Genomic DNA, 19,064 nt, shown 5'->3' on the forward strand with positions numbered 1-19,064 from the left:
AAACCTATATAAGTTATTTTGTATTATAGTTTGAAAACTTGTAAATTAAATAAATTTTGTGTAAAACTTGTCGAAATATAGTTCTATATAACGAATCATTTGATATGATAGAAATGTTGAGAAAATATGAAATAGGGAGAGGGAGATGGCTGTGAAGAAATTGTTAAGTGTCTTTTTATCATTAATGTTATTGCTTTCATTTACTGGAACTTTAGCGCAGGCGGAAGAAACTACTTCTATGTCAGTAGAAAAAGCAATTCAAGTATTTAAGCAGCAAGGGAAAACGAAGGGGATAGTGGAAGGATATATCGTTGGGTATACGCAAAGTCCTTCTAAATACACGAAAGATCCGGCTAAGTTTGACGACACAAACGTGGCAATTGCCGATTCGCCAAACGAAACAAATCCAGACAAGATCATGCCTGTTCAATTACCAAAAGGTGATGTGAGGACGGCTGTAAACGTGAAAGATCATCCTGAAAATATCGGGAAGAAAGTTAGGTTGACAGGGATGCTTGAGTTATATTTCGGTAGCCCAGGTTTAAAATCAGTAACAGCTCATAAGTTTCAAGGAGAAGAACAAAACCGCGTTAGCGATGTAGTGGCATCACCAAATGGTGGGGAAGTTGCAAAAGGAACAGCAGTAACATTAACAACGAATACAGAAGGAGCAACAATCTACTATACGTTAGATGGCTCTAATCCTACAAATAAAAGTGTTCGTTATAACGGACAAATTGTAGTGAATGAAAATAGTGTAGTGAAAGCAATCGCTGAAAAAGAAGGGCTTACTTCTTCAGCAGTTTCGACATTTTCATTTATAATCGTAACAAATGAACCAGTTCGTATTCATGATATTCAAGGGAAATCACATATTTCTCCTTACAATGGGAAGAAATTAAACAATGTGGAAGGCGTTGTCACAGCACTTGATAAAAATGGTTTTTATGTAGAAGATAATCAGCCGGATAATGATCCAGCTACTTCTGAAGGTATTTACGTATACAAAAAAGATGCGAATGTAGCAGTAGGAGATCTTGTCCAAGTTGATGGAGAAGTAGAAGAATATGTTGGACCTGGATATGCAGAGCGATTTGAAACAGACTTAACGACGACGGAAATTAAGGCGAGTCGTGTTGCTGTAATCGCAAAAGATCAACCTTTACCAGCGCCGATTGTATTAGGAGAAAACGGAGTGAAAATCCCAGATCAAATTATTGATAATGATGGATTTGGTCTATTTGATCCGAACGAAGATGCAATTGATTTTTATGAGAGTGTAGAAGGCATGCGCGTTACGATGCCAACGCCAAAAATTATCGCTCCTCAGAAAAATGGTAACCTATATGTAACAGTAAAAAATGGCGGAGATAAAGTAGTAACGAAGTATGGTACACCTTTATTAGATAAAGAGCAATTAAATCCAGAGCGCCTTTCTGTAAAAGTACCTCGTGATTATGTCGCGAAAGTAGGCGATACGTTCACTGGAGATATAACAGGCGTAGTAGGATATGACTACGGTTCGTTCCGCATTTCGCCAGTAACGGAATTACCATCTGTAGTGGACGGTGGATTTAAGCAAGTAGGGGCAAATATTCAGCCGCGTCTTGATAAGTTAACAGTTGCTACATATAACATTGAAAACTTCTCAGCGAACAAAAAAGAAACAACAGATGAAAAAGTGAAAGCGTTAGCTTATTCTATTAAATATAATTTAAAAATGCCTGATATTATCGGTGTACAAGAGATGCAAGATAATAATGGAGCAATCAATGACGGTACGACTGATGCATCTTTAAGCGCAAAACGTATCATTGATGCTGTATTAGAAATTCGTGGACCGAAGTATGAGTATGTAGAAATTGCGCCGAACAACAATCAAGACGGCGGGGCACCTGGAGCGAATATTCGCGTCGGTTTCTTCTATAACCCATCTCGTGTGAAATTAGCGACAGTACCCAAGTTACTAGATAAAAATGTAGTTCGTATTGGAGACGAAAATCCTTTATTTGAAAGTACACGTAAACCGTTAGCGGCAGAATTTACATTCCAAGGACAAAACGTTGTTGTCATTTCAAATCACTTAAACTCAAAACTAGGAGATGCAACGCCATTTGGAAAAGTGCAGCCGCTCGTATTAAAGAGTGAAGAAAAACGAGTTCAATTAGCACAAGAAGTGAATCATTTCGTACAAGGTATTCAAGAAAAGAATACAAATGCACCAGTTGTTGTATTAGGTGATATGAATGACTTTGAATTCTCTAAACCTTTAGAAGCACTAGAGGGAACGATATTAAAAGATATGTTAAACACAGTGCCGAAAGAGAACCGCTACACGTACATTCATGAAGGTAACGCACAAGTGCTAGATCATATTTTAGTAACAAATAACATCGCACCGCACACAATTGTAGACCCTGTACACTTAAACTCAAACATTATGAAAGAACATGGACGTGTAAGTGACCACGATCCAGTACTTGTTCAAATTGATTTGAAGAAGGCTTCTTAAATAGTCGAGAAAGAACGCTTAGAAATATACTAAGCGTTCTTTTACATTATTAGGAATTCTTATGATAAAATAGATTGAATATTCACTCTTCAATGTAGGGAGGTGTAGACATATGGTATCCCGAATAAACGGGAAATTAATGAATCAGCTTGCAATTTTTTTTAGCATGATCATCATGCTTCAGTTTGTAGCCGATATAACAGGGCTTACACAGAATCTAGATAGTATGTATTACTTAATAAATACCGCAACTTCCTATATAACGTTTAGTTTGGCGGTTATTTTTACTTTAATCGGTGCAAGAAGAGAATTAAGTAAATACGCAATTATTTTATTATGTTCAGTTGTAGGTATTAAAGCGATTTATTTTGCGGCGATCGTTATTTTATGGGGATTGGCAGGTACGCCGTAAATGAATAAAAAAAACCTAATTTCCAAGATAACGTGAGGAAATTAGGTTTTTATCCCGCTATTCGCCGGGCAGTAAAACTCCCACCTCAAAATTCAGTTGGAGCAAAGAAGTTAGGCGGGAGATAACTGCCCGTAAAAGCCCGATTGGTGAAGGCTAATAATCAGTGGGGGATGGATAAAACCCCCACTGATTAAAGTTTCACTTTATAATGGCTGAAAAGCCTTTCTACATCGATCTCGTTTTTGAAGTCTTCTCATATATCTTTTTTTGTCCCGTTGTAATCCTTTTATGTACATAAATAAGCTGACAAGGAAGAAAAATGTACATTGTAAAATGTATGGTGACATCCCGTGTAATGGTTGTTTTGGGTCATATAAGTGAATAGGTGCTCCGCCTATTGTAGGGAATATTGTATTTAGCAGGACGAAGGGAATGGAAGTAACTGCCAATGGGAATAGAAGTGCCATGTAATCCTTTTGTGACCATGTGGACGCTGCTAAACCTAAGAGGGCCATTAAACCAGCGAATAAAAAATTAATCCCAATATATAGATAAATATAAGTGATGGGAGAAGAGAAATATAACTCTGCGAACATTCCGTTGCCATTTATCATGCTAGTACCGACGGTTGGATCTCCATTTGGAATTGTTAATTTGCAAAGTAATAAAGAAAGAATGAACGGTAAAGTATAAAGAAATCCACCGCAGAAAAATGTAACGATATACTTTGTAAAGGAATACGAGAATAGGGAAATTTCCTTACTTATAAAAGTTTTGAAACCATCGGATTTATCGGAATTATAACTCGTACTAAATGGTAAACTTGCAATAACAGGCATTAATAATAAATAAATATCCATTTCATTATTACGAAACCCGATCCATTTAAATGCAGTTGCTATAGCCCCATTCGTTGCGTCTCCTAAATAACGAATTACATAATAATAATGATAAATAGAAATAAGAGCTAATCCACTAAACATAATAATTAAAGAAACACGATTACAAAAAGCTTGCCTTATATTTAAACGAAGCGCACGCATCATGACTGAAAAAGCCTCCACTATTTTTATAAATCTGTCTACTTTCTATATTACTATTAAATGTAAGGATTTTCTTGTTTTTTTATTTGTTTATTAGAAAAAGAGAAATTTAAGTGTTGTCAGGTAAGGTTTCAATACAAGACTTACAAAAGTTGTTTTTTCTAAAATATGGTTGACAATTAAGTATTACATTTGTAATCTTAAAAGTAGATTACAAATGTAATACGAGGGGTGGAAAACAATATGACAAATAAATTACCTAAAATATCTGAAGCAGAATTAGAAATTATGAAAGTGTTGTGGTCGAATTCTCCACAAACAGCGAATGAAATTATAGAAGAACTGGAAGATACAATGGACTGGAAACCGAAAACCATCCGTACATTAATTAACCGGTTAGTACAAAAGGAAGCCGTTTCTTACCATCAAGATAAAGGGCGCATGTATGCTTATTTTCCGCTAGTATCACAAGATAATTATTTACAAGTAGAAACGAAATCTTTGCTACAGCGTTTTTGCGGTGCTGCATTTAAACCGTTACTTGTAAATTTCTTGAAAGAAGAAAAATTGTCTTCAGAAGATATTAATGAACTGAAACGTATTTTAGACGAGAAGACAGAGGAGAATAAGAGGAAGGATAGATAAAAATGATAGATATGTTTATAAATATATACCTTCCTCGAATCTTTGATTGGCTTATAGAAACGTCACTTATGGCTAGTATATTAGTTGGATTTATCTTATGTATAAAAGTTCTATTTAGAAATAAGTTAACGCCGAGATGGCAATATATGCTGTGGATCGTATTAATGATAAGACTTCTTTTACCATGGTCACCAGATAGCTCTTATAGTATTTATTCATTACTTTCCTATAGTTCTAGTGTATCGGAAGTTATTCCAAAAAATATGCCGTCTACTGAGAGTATAGTGAACATAGAAACCAATCATACAGTGGAATTGGAATCAAATTCTGAAACTGTGACAAAAAATGGTGAACCTGAAGTAAACGCGAGTGCGGAACAACAGACTACATTTTCTTTATACAAACTTGCTCTATATGTTTGGCTAGCTGGGGTAATCGTATTAGCAGTCATAACGTTTATTACAAATAGACGTTTATATTCTTACATAAAGAAACAAGCGGATATTACGGATGAACAGGTCGTTACAGTGTTTAATCGCTGTAAGCAGTCTATGAAAATGAAGAAGGCAGTTTCATTACGTCTAGCAGGAAAGATTGCGAGCCCAACTGTTTTCAGTTTCTTTCGGCCGAAAGTATTACTATCAAAAAAACATATGAAAGTATTAAATGAGCAACAATTACAATATGTCTTTTACCATGAGTTAGCTCATATTAAGAGAAACGACGTAGCTGTAAATTGGATTATGTACAGTTTGCTCCTATTAAATTGGTTCAATCCGATTCTTTGGTACGCCTATTTCTGTATGCGAGAAGATCAAGAATTAGCCTGTGATGCATATGCGCTTACTTTTATAGATAAAGAGGAGCAAATTGCATACGGTCATACAATTATTACTCTTTTAGAACATTATTCCTATCAAGCACCAAGCCTAGCAAATTTAAGTAGAAATAAACGAACACTGAAAAGGAGAATCGTTATGATTAAAAAGTTCCAAAAGAAATCTTATCGTCTTTCTTTACTTGGAATCATTGCTATAGCAGCTATAGCAGGCGGATTCTTATTAAATGCAAGGATAACTGAGGGGGATGAAAGACAGAAAGAAAAAGTTGTAGAAAAAAAGCAATCTAAAGCGGCTTTTGAAAAAGCGATAGAAACAGTATTAGGTACACCGGAGAATGCAAGTAGAGAATGGGGGATGTCAATAAAGTCATATAAAAGGAATACAGATTTTTTGTATTTGGCAGAAAAGAATTTTACAAAAGAAGAATTTGAGCAGTATGTTCAATTATTTAAGGAAGCGCAAGAAATTCATAAAAAAGCAATGGTTAAGAAAAATGTGCCTGAGAATTATGATGGAGATACAAAGGAATATAAACCTGAACGCTTGAAGAAAGCTGATCAAGAAAGACTAGCTACTATTGAGAAGACATTAAAATCGCTTGGAGATAAGCTGGAGAAGTCTTTAACATATACTATAGAAGAAGCGAAAGATCATGTACCATTTCAAATTAAGCAGCCGACTTATATGACTGAAGGTTATGAGTTAAAAAGAGAATGGGCTGATTCATATTTTGGAAGAGATGTAGAATTAGTTATTAAATCAGAATATACAAAAGGGAAATATGGTTTTACAATTTATCAGTCAAGAATGTATGTAGGTGGTAATAAGGATCCACTACACTACATGATGCCTGGAGAAGAGAATCTAGAAAGTTATAGTTTAGATGGGAAAGGAATGGTATATAATAAATCTTCTCATGGAGAGGGTAAGTTAAGAGGCCTCAAAATGTTTGTACCAGCACAAGGTAAGAATAGTGAGTATCAAATTGTCATAGTGAATGATATTTTTACAAGAGATACAAAGATATACGAAGAGATAATCGATGATGAGCTAACTAAGAAAGAGATGGAGAAAATATTACTTTCTATGTCAAAATAAAAGACAGTGTTCTTAAACTTTTGGTTTTAAGAACACTGTCTATTTAATTAGATTTCTAGTGTGATCTAGCCAGCAATTATTATGAATATATTCTTGCTTTCCATACAAGTATACTTTTTGATACACTATGGACAGTATGGTATAACTTGACTGGAATTTTTTAATACTGGAAATAATAAAAAAGAGAACTTGTATAGAATGTAAGCGTGTGGTAATATCAAAGATGTACTGATTGACTATATTATCCAATTGGTCATTTTTGGAGGTGACGATGTGGCGATAGATCGAAAACGTTCTATTATTGAAGCTGCAACAAAGTCTTTTTCAGCGTTCGGTTATAAAGCAACAACGATGGATCAAGTAGCGAAGTTAGCGAATGTAGGAAAAGGAACGATTTATACTTTTTTCAAAAATAAAGAAGAGCTATTTGGTGAAATTATTTCTAATTTAATTACAGAAATGAAGCAAGTTGCAGAAAATGCAATTCGTTCAGATATTTCATTTTTTGAAAATGTACATAGAGCATTATATAGCATATTAGAATTCAGAAAAGAACATCAGCTCATGATTAAGTTAATTCAAGAAGAGCGTGATATGGGAACGAAAGAAGTACAAGAAGTGATGCAACAAGTAGATGTGGAAATCGTTTCTGTCATTCAATCGTATTTAAAGATTGCGATTGAAAAAGGTGAAATTAGCAAATGTGATCCAGAAATTACAGCATTTATTATGCTTCGCCTATACGTATCACTTATTTTTGATTGGGAAAAAAATCATGAACCGTTAGAAAAAGAAAAAATATCGGAATTATTCGAACTTTATTTACTAAAAGGATTGTCAAATTAAGATAATCCTTTTAATATTATAAAAAATGACTAATTGAACAAATCGGTCAATCGTATAAGGAGGATGGTTAAATATAATCATGTAGATGAAAATGTGCATAGTATAAATTCGGGGATAAGGCATATGTATGAACAGATATAGCCTTTTTATTTGGGTAAAAATGACTAAAAATACATTTTGGTCATTTTTGAAAAGGGGGATAAATTATGAAATGGCATAAGTTGCTTAGTAAAGAATTTGCAGAGATTATAAAAAGTAAAAAAATATTAATTCCAATTATCGCGGTTTTATTCGTACCGATTTTATATGCGGGTATGTTTTTATGGGCCTTTTGGGATCCGTATGAACAGCTAGATGACTTGCCAGTGGCGGTAGTCAATTTAGATAAAGGTGCAGTATTTGATGGGAAACCAATTGAGGTCGGAAAAGGGTAATTAACTGTTACGATTTATTTAACCAATTAAAACTAAAGTTAATTAAATATATCAGTAAGCCCTGCTAGTCAAGTGATTGGCTAGTAGTGAGGGTTAACTGCGGGCAATCCCTAAAGCTGATTGAACTACAACGTGGCTAGAAATGGCGAGCGTGAATGTCGCGAAAGCAGAAAAAATCAATCAGATGGTGCAAGGTTAAATCCTAAACACTAGAACAATGGGTCTTCCGCCTCGAATCATCTAAGTCAAAATGGATAAGATGAACGTTCAACGACTATCTCGTATAACTGACGAGAGTACATCACAAGCCTATGGTGGTGGAAAAATCCTCTATCTCTAAGTAGATAAACATATAGTCTGCGCTCATGTGAAAACATGAGAAGTTCATAAGAGAACTGGCTAAGGAATTGCGCCCTTAGTTGAACAAGATAAATTTTATTGAATCTATCAAACTTTATTGAATTTATCGAACGTACGTGCTATGTTTGGTTCAATGAGGTGAGAATAATAATGAAATTTTCACGAGTTAGTCAAGTATCGGAATTAACAGGTTTGTATCCTGGTAGTCTCAGGAGAATGCTGGTGGAACACGCTACTATTCAGAAGAACAAATCTTTCATTAAAGAAGTTAAATTCTGATGATATTAGCGAAGAAAGTCAGACTGATTCCAACGCCTGAACAAGAAAAAGTGCTTAGAAACCATGCTGGAGCTGCAAGATTTGCTTATAACTATTGTAAAAGAATGAGTGATAGATACTATAAGCTATTTGGAAAATCTGTTTCACAGTTAGCTTTACAGAAACGATTTACAAAGATCAAGAAGCGAAAGCAATATGAGTGGTTAAAAAATATCAACGCACAAGTTCCCAAACAGGCTTCAAAAGATTTTGACAAGGCGCGAAAAAATTCGTTCGAAAAGTACCAAAATGGTTATCACACTTCTTATAAATCCAAAAAAGATTTAATCCAAGGATTTTATGCCAATTATGAAAGACTGATTATAGGAAAGAAAGTAGTTCATATTCAGTCTATTGGAGAAGTGAAAACAAGCCAACAACTACCAAGAAACAAAAAGCCATCCAATCCAAGAGTTACATTTGATGGTCGTCACTGGTGGATTAGTGTAGGGTTCCAAGAAGACTTTGAATTACAAGAGCTAACCAATGAGTCGATTGGTGTGGATGTTGGTTTAAAAGAGCTGTTTGTGGCTTCTAATGGTATGAAAGAACGAAATATAAATAAAGATGCTAAGGTTAAAAAACTTTTGAAAAGGAAAAAGTCAGCGCAAAGAGATATGTCTAGGAGATTTAAAAAAGGTGTAAAAATTCAATCTGCCGGATATGAAAAAGCTAAAGCGGAGCACCTGCGGTTATCTAGGAAAATTACGAATATCCGAAATAACCATATCCATCAAGCAACAGCAAAATTGGTGAAAACCAAACCAATGAAAATTGTTGTGGAAGACTTACCTATCTCAAACCTGTTAAAAAACAAAAAACTATCGAAAGCATTTTCATTTCAAAAATTAAACTTCTTCTTTCAATGTTTGTCATACAAGTGTGAGAAATATGGCATCGAGTATGTAAAAGCTGATAAATGGTTCGCCTCAAGCAAGATTTGTTCATGTTGCGGAGTTAAATACGACCATTTAGTTCAACTAGAAGGACAGTGGAGTTTAAAAATACGTGAGTGGCGTTGTGCTTCATGCAATAGCCATCACGATAGGGATGTAAATGCTGCGATAAATTTATCAAGATGGGTAAAATAAATGCTTGATAATAGGAGGTAACGATACTGCCTCGTGTGGAGTGTTATACCCCTCGTCCCTTTGGGGTTGCGAGAACACTTTGAAGCACTAACTTGTGTAAATTTGATTGAATTGTATAGATTTAGTTAAGTTTATCGTATCGGCTCGTTGATAACTTAAAAGATAATACAAGTTTCAAATGGGAATTTGTAAGTGAAAAAGAAGCGAAAAAAGGAATGGAAGGCAGAAAGTATTACATGTTAGTACGTATTCCAGATGACTTCTCAAGTAACGCTACAACGTTATTAAAAGACGATCCGAAACCATTAAACTTAGAATACATTCCAAATGAAAGTTTAAACTTCTTATCTTCACAAATTGGCGGAACAGCAATTGAAAAAATTAAAGGTGAAGTATCAAGCACGTTAACGAAAACATATGCAGAGAAAATGTTTGATTCCATTAAAGACGTCTCAAAAGGATTAGCAGATGGAGCGGAAGGAGCAAATAAACTACACGATGGATCAAGTGAGTTGCATGATGGTTCAAGTAAAGTGACGGATGGACTCCATACACTTCAAGGGAAGTCTGGGGAGATACAGACAGGTGTAGGGAAACTATTTGATGGATCTGGGAAAGTAACAGCAGGTTTAAATACGTTAAATAGTAAAACAGGTGAGATGCAAATAGGTATCGGAAAATTAGTAGATGGATCCGGAAAAGTAACAGATGGTTTACATGTACTAAATAGCAATGCGGGTATTGGGAAATTAGTAGACGGCTCCGGAAAAGTAACGAACGGTTTAAATACGTTAAATAGTAAAACGGGTGAATTGCGTGATGGATCTGAGAAAGTGACCGGTGGCTTGAACAAACTAGTAAGTAAATCCGGTGAATTACAAACAGGAACAACTGACCTATCAAATGGTATGGGGAAACTTGTTGAAGGGCAAAGTCAATTAGAGAAAGGTTCTCAAGCGATTCAAAAGGGATTGCAAGATTTAAATAGTAACGTACAAAATTCTGCTGCAGGCTTAGAGGAAATGCAGTCGAAAGTTCCTTCTATATTGAATACAGTAGATGAGAAAATAGATGGAGCTGGGGCGAATGTAAATCGGTTAAATGAACTTACGCAATCAACAGCAGGAGATGCAAAAAATGCAGCGCAAGAGGTAACGAATTTACAAAAGCAAATTGAAAGTTTACCGAAAGAATATCAAGAGCAATTACAACCATTCATAACAAGTGCTGTAAAAAGTACAGCGACAGTTCAGCAAAAAGCTGTCGGAGTAGCAGGTGGAACGAATAAATTAAATGAAGAAGTAAAACAATTAAAAGGCGAAATACATCAAACAACAAATGGACTGCAAAACAAATTACCAAATTCAGAAGGAGTGAAAACGTTAGCAGGTGGTATTGAGAAACTAACGAATGCACAAAATGAATTTGTTAGTAAATTTCATGGATTTGGTGAGGGATTAGATAATGCAAAAATAGGTGCCGATAAATTAAAAGATGGATCAGTTCAATTAATTGATGGAGTAACGCAATTACAAAGCGGATCTGGAAAATTGACAGCAGGATTAGGTCAATTATCTGTAGGAGTAAATCAATTAGCAGATGGCTCAAACCAAGTAACAGGCGGTTTAGGTACATTATCTGTAGGAGTAAATCAATTAGCAGACGGGTCAAACCAAGTAACAGGCGGCTTAGGTACATTATCTGCAGGAGCGGGCCAAATGTCAGGCGGAATAACGCAATTAGCAAATGGCTCTGGCCAAGTAACAACAGGATTAAGTACATTGTCAACTGGCTCAACCCAGCTAATCGACGGAGTAAATAAGCTAACAGACGGATCCGGAAAAGTGACAGATGGACTCATAAAGGTAAATGATGGATCAGGTGAACTTGCTGAGAAACTTGGTGAAGGTGCAGAAAAAACAGGAGAAGTAAAAGGAACGGATAAAACATATGATATGTTTGCAAGCCCAGTAAAAGTGAAGACGGAGAAAATGGCGGAAGTTCCAAACTACGGAACAGGATTCACACCGTATTTCTTATCACTCGGTTTATTCGTTGGGGCATTACTATTATCTATCGTATACCCATTACGCGATACAGTCGGCGTTCCGAAATCAGGATTCAGCTGGTTTATTAGTAAGTTTGGTGTTTTACTATCAGTCGGTATTATTCAAGCAATAGTAGCAGATGTCATATTACTGTTCTGGTTAGGTGTAGAAGTACAAAGTATTCCATACTTTATACTCTTTAGTATTGTTACGAGCTTAGCGTTTATTTCATTAATTCAATGTTTAGTAACAGCATTCGGTGATGCAGGGCGTTTCATCGCCATCATCACATTAATTATTCAGCTTACAACAAGTGCTGGAACATTCCCGCTAGAGTTGATTCCGAAGTATTTACAACCATTTAATGCTTGGTTACCGATGACATATTCTGTATCAGGATTGAAAGCAGTCGTATCAAGCGGAGACTTTAACTTCATGTGGCAAAATATTGGGATACTCATGATCTTTATCGTTTTATTATCACTTGGAACAATTGCTTCATTAACTTGGATGCATAAGCGACAGTTTAAAAATATTGCTGAGAATCAATCGGTTGAAGCTTAAATAAGACCAATAAAAAAAGGCACCGAAATGGTGCCTTTTTTATTGGTCTTGTTTTATTGGTTGAGAAAGTTCATTTGTTTTTCTATTTTTACGGAACAAGTATATAACAATACTTATAAGAATAATTGTAGCTACAATCCAAACAAATGGACCATATCTTTCAGCAAAAGTATATAGTTTCATGTTACTGGCAATGTCCTCTTTTGTTTTTCCTATTAGAATTTCTGAGCCACTATACCCTTCAAGTGTATCTCCTTTTTTTATACCAAAAATAAGAGTATCTGATTTGTTTTCTATTCCTGTATATCGGTATCCCTTACCTTTAATTGTTAATTGAGTATCATCCTTTTTTAGTGAGTAATCTTCGGTGGAAATATCTTTTCCTAACAGTGTAATTGGCTCCATTGAAAAACGGATTTCTTTTAATGCAGGAAGAGCCTCATTGTTTAGTAAGAGCTGCTTTGCAATATGCTGCTCGGTATCAATGTTTTTCCAATTTGCCTTTCGTCGTTTATATGTATTAATTTCAAGAAGTGCAAATTCTTTATTTTGAAGTTTTTCCTCTGTAATAGGTTGTGTAGTAGTTAATGTTCCTTTTAATAAAATCACACCGTCTTTTGCAGATTGAAATGAAGAGACTTCCTTCGTTTCTTTTAATGTATTGATAGCACCTCTATAATCTTCTTTTCCTAAAAGAACAGCTCCTGTATGTACGGTTAAAATAAGATATAGGATGCTTAATACTATAATAGCTTTTTTCACTATGTACCCTCCAAAGTATGTATAAATCGATTATAACATAATTTACCATACGGAATTGTTAATTTGAATAATAAGTTACAAATATAAGGGTGATAAATAAATTAAAAAAGTGTGGATGAGAGGAGTAAAAGTGAAAAGGAATTACAACAATTTGCAGAGAAACATAGAATAGAGGAGTTGATACGATGAAAGGAAATCTTACTTATTATTTTATCGTAAATCCGCTAATCATCTTTCTTGTTTACGCCCTTTCACCTGTCTTTTTTCATAAAGAAAAATATACAAATATGAAAGATGCACTAGGAATACTTGTAGTTTACTATGTGCTAATTAGTGGGTATTACTTTATGGATGTTGTAAGTAAAAGAATGAAGAAAAATAGTAAGGACAAACAATAAAGTTTTATTACATAAAAACTGATGGAGGACAACAAAATGACCGAAAGCGAAATGAAATTTAGGGATACGACCATTCGTAACTTTTTTGATAAAGAGAATCGTTTAAAATCGATTCCAGGTCAAAAGAAGAAAAAGTTAGTGTTATTAGAACATTTGATTAGCAAATTAAACGCTGAAAATCAATATACAGAAAAAGAAATTAATACATTCATAAAACAATATCATGATGATTTTTGTACGATTAGACGAGAGTTTATCGTGCATGGATTTATGGATCGGGAGGATAATGTGTATCGTATAAATGAGAGAGAAGTATGGAGGAAATGGGAAGAGTTATAAATGTAATGAGGAAGGGGGATTTTCTTGCAAGCTAGTAGTCTTATGCATGAAGAGATTTCTGGAAAACCATCGATTTTTGGGATATTCACTTCGCCAACACTACAATTCAAAAGGATGAAGAATCAAAGAAATATATTTTTCCCGTTAGCTCTTTTAATTGTGCTTATTATAATTTCAAGTGCCTTAATGTCTTGGAATACTTTAAATAATCCTGCACTCAGTATGTTTCATGATAAAACGGGATTTACTGTTCCGAAATACATAACTTTCTTTACTACATTTGGATTTTCAGCAGTCAGCGGAATCGTAGCTATACTTTTTGCACCTATATTCTATAAGAACATTATGATTTTCTTTGGAGTTGATATTAACTATAAAGAAACGTTCCCGGTAATTATTTATGCTTCGTTTGTATTAAGATTAGGGATGATTTTAAACGGATTAATTGCATTTTCTCTAAGTGGGTATGAGATATCTTATACAGGTTTAGGTGCAATAGCGACAGATAATATGATCTTGCATACAATTGCTCAAAGAATAGATATATTTAATATTTGGTATTACGTTTTATTAGGAATAGGTTTAAAAACGATAACGAATTTAAATAAAGACAAACTTATCCCTCTTATTATTGTACTTTTCGTTTTCACTAGTTTATTAGCGAGCATGGCTGGGTTTATGCAGGAAATATCTAAAGCGTAAGGATAGGTGGGAAGTATAATTATAAGCTTGTATGAAAAAGGTGGTTTGAATATGGACAAACCACCTTTTATCCCGCTATTTGCCGGGCAGTAAAACTCCCACCTCAAAATGCGGCTGGAGCAAAGAAGCTAGGTGGGAGATCAACAGCCCGTAAATGCCCGATTAGTAGCCCGCGCTAGTCTTGCATTTTTCTTTGTAGTAAGTCTATGAATTCTTCAATATTTGAACTTGTAATGTATCCCACCGTTATATATTCATCTTCATAATAAAATATTATTTTTTTATCAAAGATTCTTCTCTTCGTTTCTATAGATACAATTTTTTCATACTCAAATTCGGAAATTAATGTATTTTTATATTGGCTAAAAAAGAGAATTCTTCTATTAGTAGCAAGTAGCATGCCTGGATATGGGACTTTATGCGTATTTACATAGTCAGTAAGTGAACATTTTAAAGTAGATAAAATCTTTTCTTCTTTATGTAGTAGTTGTTTTGCAGCTGTTAAAATTGGATTCATTGCATACATTCCTTTTATATAGATGTAAGGATATTGTATCAAAAGTGAAAAGATTCTCAATATGTAATGTTGCATATTGAGCGTTTTAGAGATTCTTAGTTTGATAGTTCCAATATTATTTTTAAAAGAAAAAGGTACGAGGTGATTCGGTGATACGATTAGCAAAAGAGGTTGATGCGGAATCAATTATGGATATTAGAAAAGAAATTATATTATCAGAAACTACTACAAAGTTTTTTATATCATCTCCAAATAAATTACCAAATGATATTGATTCAGAAAGAGAAAAGATACAGACAAGTAGTGAAAAAGGCAACCTTTATATAGTTTACGAGGTAGATAGTAAGGTGGTTGGCTTTCTGGTTTTTAAACGATATGAACTAGAACGGTTACGACATGCAGGCACAATGGGAATGGGGATTAGGGAGGCGTATTGTAATCAGGGCATTGGTACGAAGCTAATTGAATTTCTTATTAGCTGGGCTAAAGGGCAGAAAGGTTTAGAGAAAATTTGCTTAGGTGTAGTTTCTATTAATGATAGGGCAATTAAAGTGTATAAACGAACTGGCTTTGTAGAAGAAGGAAGGCAAAGAAAGCAAATTAAATATGAAGATGGATCATATGGAGACGACGTATTGATGGGTTTTTATATTGAATAGAATTCTTATTAATTAAGAAGGTGTATATACGTTATGGTATGTAAATCTTTTTTCATATGCATATTGTGAAATTCTAAAAGTAGTGTGTAATTCCCTGCCATTAACAGACTTTTCCCTATGTATAATATTAATATAGTAAAATCATAAGAACCTATATTGCAGTTTCCAATAATATACTATATAATCAGGATAAGAAAACGTTTTCATGCAAAGGGGGAAATTTCGTGTCGACTATCGAGGACGTGGCGAAATTAGCGGGGTTATCAAGGACAACGGTTTCTAGGGTGATCAATAATCATCCATATGTTTCAGATGAGAAGAAGAAAAGGGTTCAATTAGCAATGAAGCATTTAGGCTTCGTTCCTAATTCTGCGGCGAGAAGGCTTCGTAAACAAAAAACAGAAACAATTGCGGTGCTTGTTCCAAGGATTACAAATCCTTTTTTTAGTAGATTTATTGAAGCAATCGAGATTGCTGCTTCTGAACATAAATATAAACTGATTATTTGTCAAACAAGATATTTACCGGAAAAAGAGATGGAGTATTTACAATTATTATCTACGAAACAAGTAGATGGGATTATTCTATGTTCACTAGAAAATCCATGGGAGAATGTGGAGCCATACTTGCAACACGGTCCAATCGTGTTATGTAATGAATATATTGAGGAAGCAAATGTTCCAACAGTGAAGTTCGATCATGCACAGGGTGCATACATAGCTGCCAATCATGTATTAGAACAAGGATATCGTAATCTGATTTTTTGCCGTGGCAACGAAACGAAAGTAGTGAGCCAACAGCGAAAAATGGGCTTTTTACGCGCTATTACTGAAAAGAGTAGAGAAGTGGAAGCGATCGATTTTCTTGAAAACGCTTTCTCTTGGGATGATGGAAAACGAATATTTAATGAAGTATTAAAGGACAAAAAAAATCCTACCGCGATTTTGGCAGGAGGCGACGAGGTTGCAGCTGGAATTATCTCAGAGGCGAAACGCCATGGTTGGAGTATTCCAGAAGATCTCGCTGTGATCGGTTTTGATAATCAAATTTTGGCGCAGATTACAGAGCCAGGTATTACGACAATTGAACAACCAATCGACGAGATGGCCCGAAAAGTTGTCGACTTAATGATGGATAAAATCCATACGAAAAATTATCGACAAAAAGAATTGTATGAGTTTGAACTGGAGCTCTTGGTGAAAGGTTCAACGATGAAGGATACGATGTTATTAGCCTAGTAGACTATGTCTGCTAGGTTTTTTTATGTTTACAAACTACTATTCTTCGTGAACGCAATCGTCACATTTGTTATGGTATGCTTCGTGCTGCTCATCAATTTCCTTCCCGCAATGAGCACAAGTTTTCGTCGGTAAATTTCGGAAAAACTCCATTGGTTGATCGATCATGTCAATCCCTCCATTTCCATTTCTTACTATCATTGTATTAGTACAAATAATAAAAGTCAACAACTGTTTTATAACAAAAGTGAAAATTAATGAAAAAGTTTAGGAAATGGATTATAGTTAACAATGTAGGATGTAAGTAAAAAACTTTCTCAAGTACGGAAAAAAACGGCATTCCTACGCGGTTTTAGAAAGGATGGATACATATGAAGATGACTGTTGTCGGCTTTTGGGGCGGCTTTCCAGAAGCGGGAGAAGCAACGTCGGGGTATTTGTTTGAACACGATGGTTTTCGTTTACTTGTAGACTGTGGCAGTGGTGTACTAGCACAGCTTCAAAAATATATAACACCATCTCATATAGATGCAGTTGTACTGTCACACTATCATCATGATCATGTTGCAGACATTGGGGTGCTGCAATATGCAAGATTAATTACGAGTGTGACAAAAGGACAACTACCGGAGTTACCAATATACGGTCATTCGTTTGATGAGAATGGATTCCATTCTTTAACGCATGAACCGCATACGAAAGGAATCGCGTACAATCCAGAAGAAACACTTCAAATTGGACCGTTCTCCATTTCATTCTTAAAAACTGTTCATCCTGTTACATGCTTTGCGATGCGTATTATAGCTGGCGATGATGTTGTTGTATACAGTGCAGATTCAAGTTATATTCCTGAATTTATTCCGTTCACAAAAGATGCTGATCTTTTCATTTGTGAATGTAATATGTATGCACATCAAGAGGCTGCAAAAGCAGGGCATATGAATAGTACAGAAGTAGCAAGTATTGCGAAAGATGCAAATGTAAAAGAACTTTTATTAACGCACTTACCGCATACAGGAAACCCATCTGATTTAGTAACAGAAGCAAAACAAATTTTCAGTGGCCATATTACGCTAGCGCATAGTGGCTACGTATGGAATTCATGAGGTGATACGATGTTATTTATTGATAATAAAGGGACTACAGATCCTAGAATAAACTTAGCAATTGAAGAATATTGTGTGAAGAATTTAGATATTAACGAAACATATTTACTGTTCTACATTAACAAACCTTCGATTATCATTGGTAAAAACCAAAACACAGTAGAAGAAATTAATGCAGATTACGTAAAAGAACAAGGTATTCATGTCGTTCGTCGTCTATCAGGCGGAGGCGCAGTATATCATGATTTAGGAAACTTAAACTTCAGCTTTATTACGAAAGATGATGGAGATAGTTTCAGCAACTTCAAAAAGTTCACAGAGCCTGTAACGAAAGCGCTTGGTAAATTAGGCGTAAATGCAGAACTAAGTGGTCGTAACGATATTTTAGCTGAAGGTAGAAAAATTTCAGGTAACGCGCAGTTCTCAACGAAAGGTCGTATGTTCAGTCACGGTACGTTACTATTTGACTCTGAAATCGATCACGTTGTATCGGCACTTAAAGTGAAAATGGATAAGATTCAATCAAAAGGCATTAAATCAATCCGTAGCCGCGTTGCGAATATTACAGAGTTCTTAAACGAAAAAATGACGACAGAAGAGTTTAGACAACTTCTTCTAGAAACAATTTTCGAAGGAGAAACAGAAATTCCAACGTATGAATTAACAGAAAATGATTGGAAAGAAATCCATAAACTTTCTGAAGAGCGCTACCAAAATTGGGATTGGAACTACGGAAAATCTCCGAAGTTCAACTTACAACATTCACACCGCTTCCCAGTTGGACAAGTTGACGTTCGTCTTGAAGTGAAAAAAGGGACAGTAACAGAATGTAAAATTTACGGTGACTTCTTCGGCTCACTAGATGTGCATGACATTGAAGAGCGTCTAACAGGTGTACAATTTGATAAAGATGCATTCACTGTAGCTTTAGAAGGCGTAGATATCGTACGCTATTTCGGTAATATTACAACAGAAGATTTCTTGCATTTATTCTTCTAAAAATAAGGGAGGCTGCCGTAACGGGCAGCCTCTTTTTTGCGTAGATTGTCACGTTTTATCGGTAAGTCGATATATTTTAAAAATCGCTTATATAATTTCATTCACCATAAAATCACAGGACATTTGCCCCT

At 35.0% G+C, this 19,064-nt stretch carries 17 protein-coding genes and 2 pseudogenes; 15 read left to right on the forward strand and 4 right to left on the reverse strand.

Annotated elements, in window-relative coordinates; translation table 11 throughout:
• Positions 1-145 precede the first annotated feature (145 nt).
• Positions 146-2,512, forward strand: a complete 2,367-nt coding sequence (locus tag QCI77_RS05510) for a DUF6359 domain-containing protein (RefSeq protein WP_353824635.1) — start codon at positions 146-148, stop codon at positions 2,510-2,512.
• 112 nt (positions 2,513-2,624) lie between these two features.
• Positions 2,625-2,924, forward strand: a complete 300-nt coding sequence (locus QCI77_RS05515) for a hypothetical protein (protein ID WP_353824636.1) — start codon at positions 2,625-2,627, stop codon at positions 2,922-2,924.
• 203 nt (positions 2,925-3,127) lie between these two features.
• Here QCI77_RS05515 and QCI77_RS05520 read toward each other — a convergent pair whose 3' ends face one another.
• On the reverse strand, positions 3,128-3,970 hold the full coding sequence (locus tag QCI77_RS05520; protein ID WP_016101578.1) for an ABC transporter permease: 843 nt from the start codon (positions 3,968-3,970) through the stop codon (positions 3,128-3,130).
• Positions 3,971-4,210: 240 nt separating this feature from the next.
• Here QCI77_RS05520 and QCI77_RS05525 point away from each other — a divergent pair, with 240 nt between their 5' ends.
• The 6 genes and pseudogenes from QCI77_RS05525 to QCI77_RS05550 all read left to right on the forward strand — a co-directional run.
• Positions 4,211-4,612 carry a BlaI/MecI/CopY family transcriptional regulator gene (locus QCI77_RS05525; protein WP_002011165.1) on the forward strand — a complete coding sequence of 134 codons (402 nt, stop codon included), beginning with the start codon at positions 4,211-4,213 and terminating at the stop codon, positions 4,610-4,612.
• A gap of 2 nt (positions 4,613-4,614) precedes the next feature.
• Positions 4,615-6,552 carry a M56 family metallopeptidase gene (locus QCI77_RS05530; RefSeq protein WP_353824638.1) on the forward strand — a complete coding sequence of 646 codons (1,938 nt, stop codon included), beginning with the start codon at positions 4,615-4,617 and terminating at the stop codon, positions 6,550-6,552.
• A 273-nt stretch (positions 6,553-6,825) separates the two neighbouring features.
• Positions 6,826-7,398: a TetR/AcrR family transcriptional regulator gene (locus tag QCI77_RS05535; RefSeq protein ID WP_061688996.1), complete on the forward strand. Its 573-nt coding sequence runs from the start codon at positions 6,826-6,828 to the stop codon at positions 7,396-7,398.
• A gap of 206 nt (positions 7,399-7,604) precedes the next feature.
• Positions 7,605-7,829: pseudogene (locus tag QCI77_RS05540) on the forward strand (YhgE/Pip domain-containing protein); the annotation flags it as partial.
• Between the two features lie 641 nt (positions 7,830-8,470).
• Positions 8,471-9,601 (forward strand): RNA-guided endonuclease InsQ/TnpB family protein, encoded by a 1,131-nt coding sequence (locus QCI77_RS05545; RefSeq protein ID WP_016101576.1) that lies wholly within the window; start codon positions 8,471-8,473, stop codon positions 9,599-9,601.
• Positions 9,602-9,744: 143 nt separating this feature from the next.
• Positions 9,745-12,213: pseudogene (locus tag QCI77_RS05550) on the forward strand (YhgE/Pip family protein); the annotation flags it as partial.
• Between the two features lie 39 nt (positions 12,214-12,252).
• Here the strand turns inward: QCI77_RS05550 and QCI77_RS05555 are convergent.
• A complete protein-coding gene (locus QCI77_RS05555) occupies positions 12,253-12,975 on the reverse strand; it encodes a hypothetical protein (protein WP_215588808.1) in 723 nt (240 codons plus the stop codon).
• Between the two features lie 185 nt (positions 12,976-13,160).
• On the opposite strand from QCI77_RS05555, the gene QCI77_RS05560 reads away from it, so the two are divergent.
• Genes QCI77_RS05560 through yknW form a run of 3 tightly spaced genes read left to right on the forward strand, consistent with a single transcriptional unit; the run spans position 13,161 to position 14,414 of the window.
• A complete protein-coding gene (locus tag QCI77_RS05560; protein ID WP_353824639.1) occupies positions 13,161-13,373 on the forward strand; it encodes a hypothetical protein in 213 nt (70 codons plus the stop codon).
• A gap of 36 nt (positions 13,374-13,409) precedes the next feature.
• Positions 13,410-13,712 (forward strand): DUF2087 domain-containing protein, encoded by a 303-nt coding sequence (locus QCI77_RS05565; RefSeq protein ID WP_016101573.1) that lies wholly within the window; start codon positions 13,410-13,412, stop codon positions 13,710-13,712.
• Positions 13,713-13,736: 24 nt separating this feature from the next.
• Positions 13,737-14,414 carry a YknW family membrane protein gene (gene yknW / locus QCI77_RS05570; protein ID WP_215588809.1) on the forward strand — a complete coding sequence of 226 codons (678 nt, stop codon included), beginning with the start codon at positions 13,737-13,739 and terminating at the stop codon, positions 14,412-14,414.
• Between the two features lie 175 nt (positions 14,415-14,589).
• Here the strand turns inward: yknW and QCI77_RS05575 are convergent, their stop codons facing one another.
• Positions 14,590-14,940 (reverse strand): PH domain-containing protein, encoded by a 351-nt coding sequence (locus tag QCI77_RS05575; protein ID WP_445662075.1) that lies wholly within the window; start codon positions 14,938-14,940, stop codon positions 14,590-14,592.
• A gap of 140 nt (positions 14,941-15,080) precedes the next feature.
• Between QCI77_RS05575 and QCI77_RS05580 the strand changes: the two genes are divergently transcribed.
• Together QCI77_RS05580 and QCI77_RS05585 are read left to right on the forward strand one after the other, a co-directional pair.
• Positions 15,081-15,590 (forward strand): GNAT family N-acetyltransferase, encoded by a 510-nt coding sequence (locus tag QCI77_RS05580; protein ID WP_002140756.1) that lies wholly within the window; start codon positions 15,081-15,083, stop codon positions 15,588-15,590.
• A gap of 224 nt (positions 15,591-15,814) precedes the next feature.
• Positions 15,815-16,828 (forward strand): LacI family DNA-binding transcriptional regulator, encoded by a 1,014-nt coding sequence (locus QCI77_RS05585; protein ID WP_002087115.1) that lies wholly within the window; start codon positions 15,815-15,817, stop codon positions 16,826-16,828.
• A 39-nt stretch (positions 16,829-16,867) separates the two neighbouring features.
• Here the strand turns inward: QCI77_RS05585 and yhfH are convergent, their stop codons facing one another.
• Positions 16,868-16,996: a protein YhfH gene (gene yhfH / locus QCI77_RS05590; protein WP_000567010.1), complete on the reverse strand. Its 129-nt coding sequence runs from the start codon at positions 16,994-16,996 to the stop codon at positions 16,868-16,870.
• A gap of 203 nt (positions 16,997-17,199) precedes the next feature.
• Here yhfH and QCI77_RS05595 point away from each other — a divergent pair, with 203 nt between their 5' ends.
• Both QCI77_RS05595 and lplA read left to right on the forward strand, forming a co-directional pair.
• Complete coding sequence (locus tag QCI77_RS05595; RefSeq protein WP_002140760.1) at positions 17,200-17,934, forward strand: MBL fold metallo-hydrolase; 735 nt, start codon at positions 17,200-17,202, stop codon at positions 17,932-17,934.
• A gap of 9 nt (positions 17,935-17,943) precedes the next feature.
• Positions 17,944-18,933 carry a lipoate--protein ligase gene (gene lplA / locus QCI77_RS05600; RefSeq protein WP_016101569.1) on the forward strand — a complete coding sequence of 330 codons (990 nt, stop codon included), beginning with the start codon at positions 17,944-17,946 and terminating at the stop codon, positions 18,931-18,933.
• Positions 18,934-19,064 lie beyond the last annotated feature (131 nt).

This window comes from Bacillus cereus group sp. MG9, assembly GCF_040459995.1.
Classification (GTDB): Bacteria; Bacillota; Bacilli; order Bacillales; family Bacillaceae_G; genus Bacillus_A; species Bacillus_A mycoides.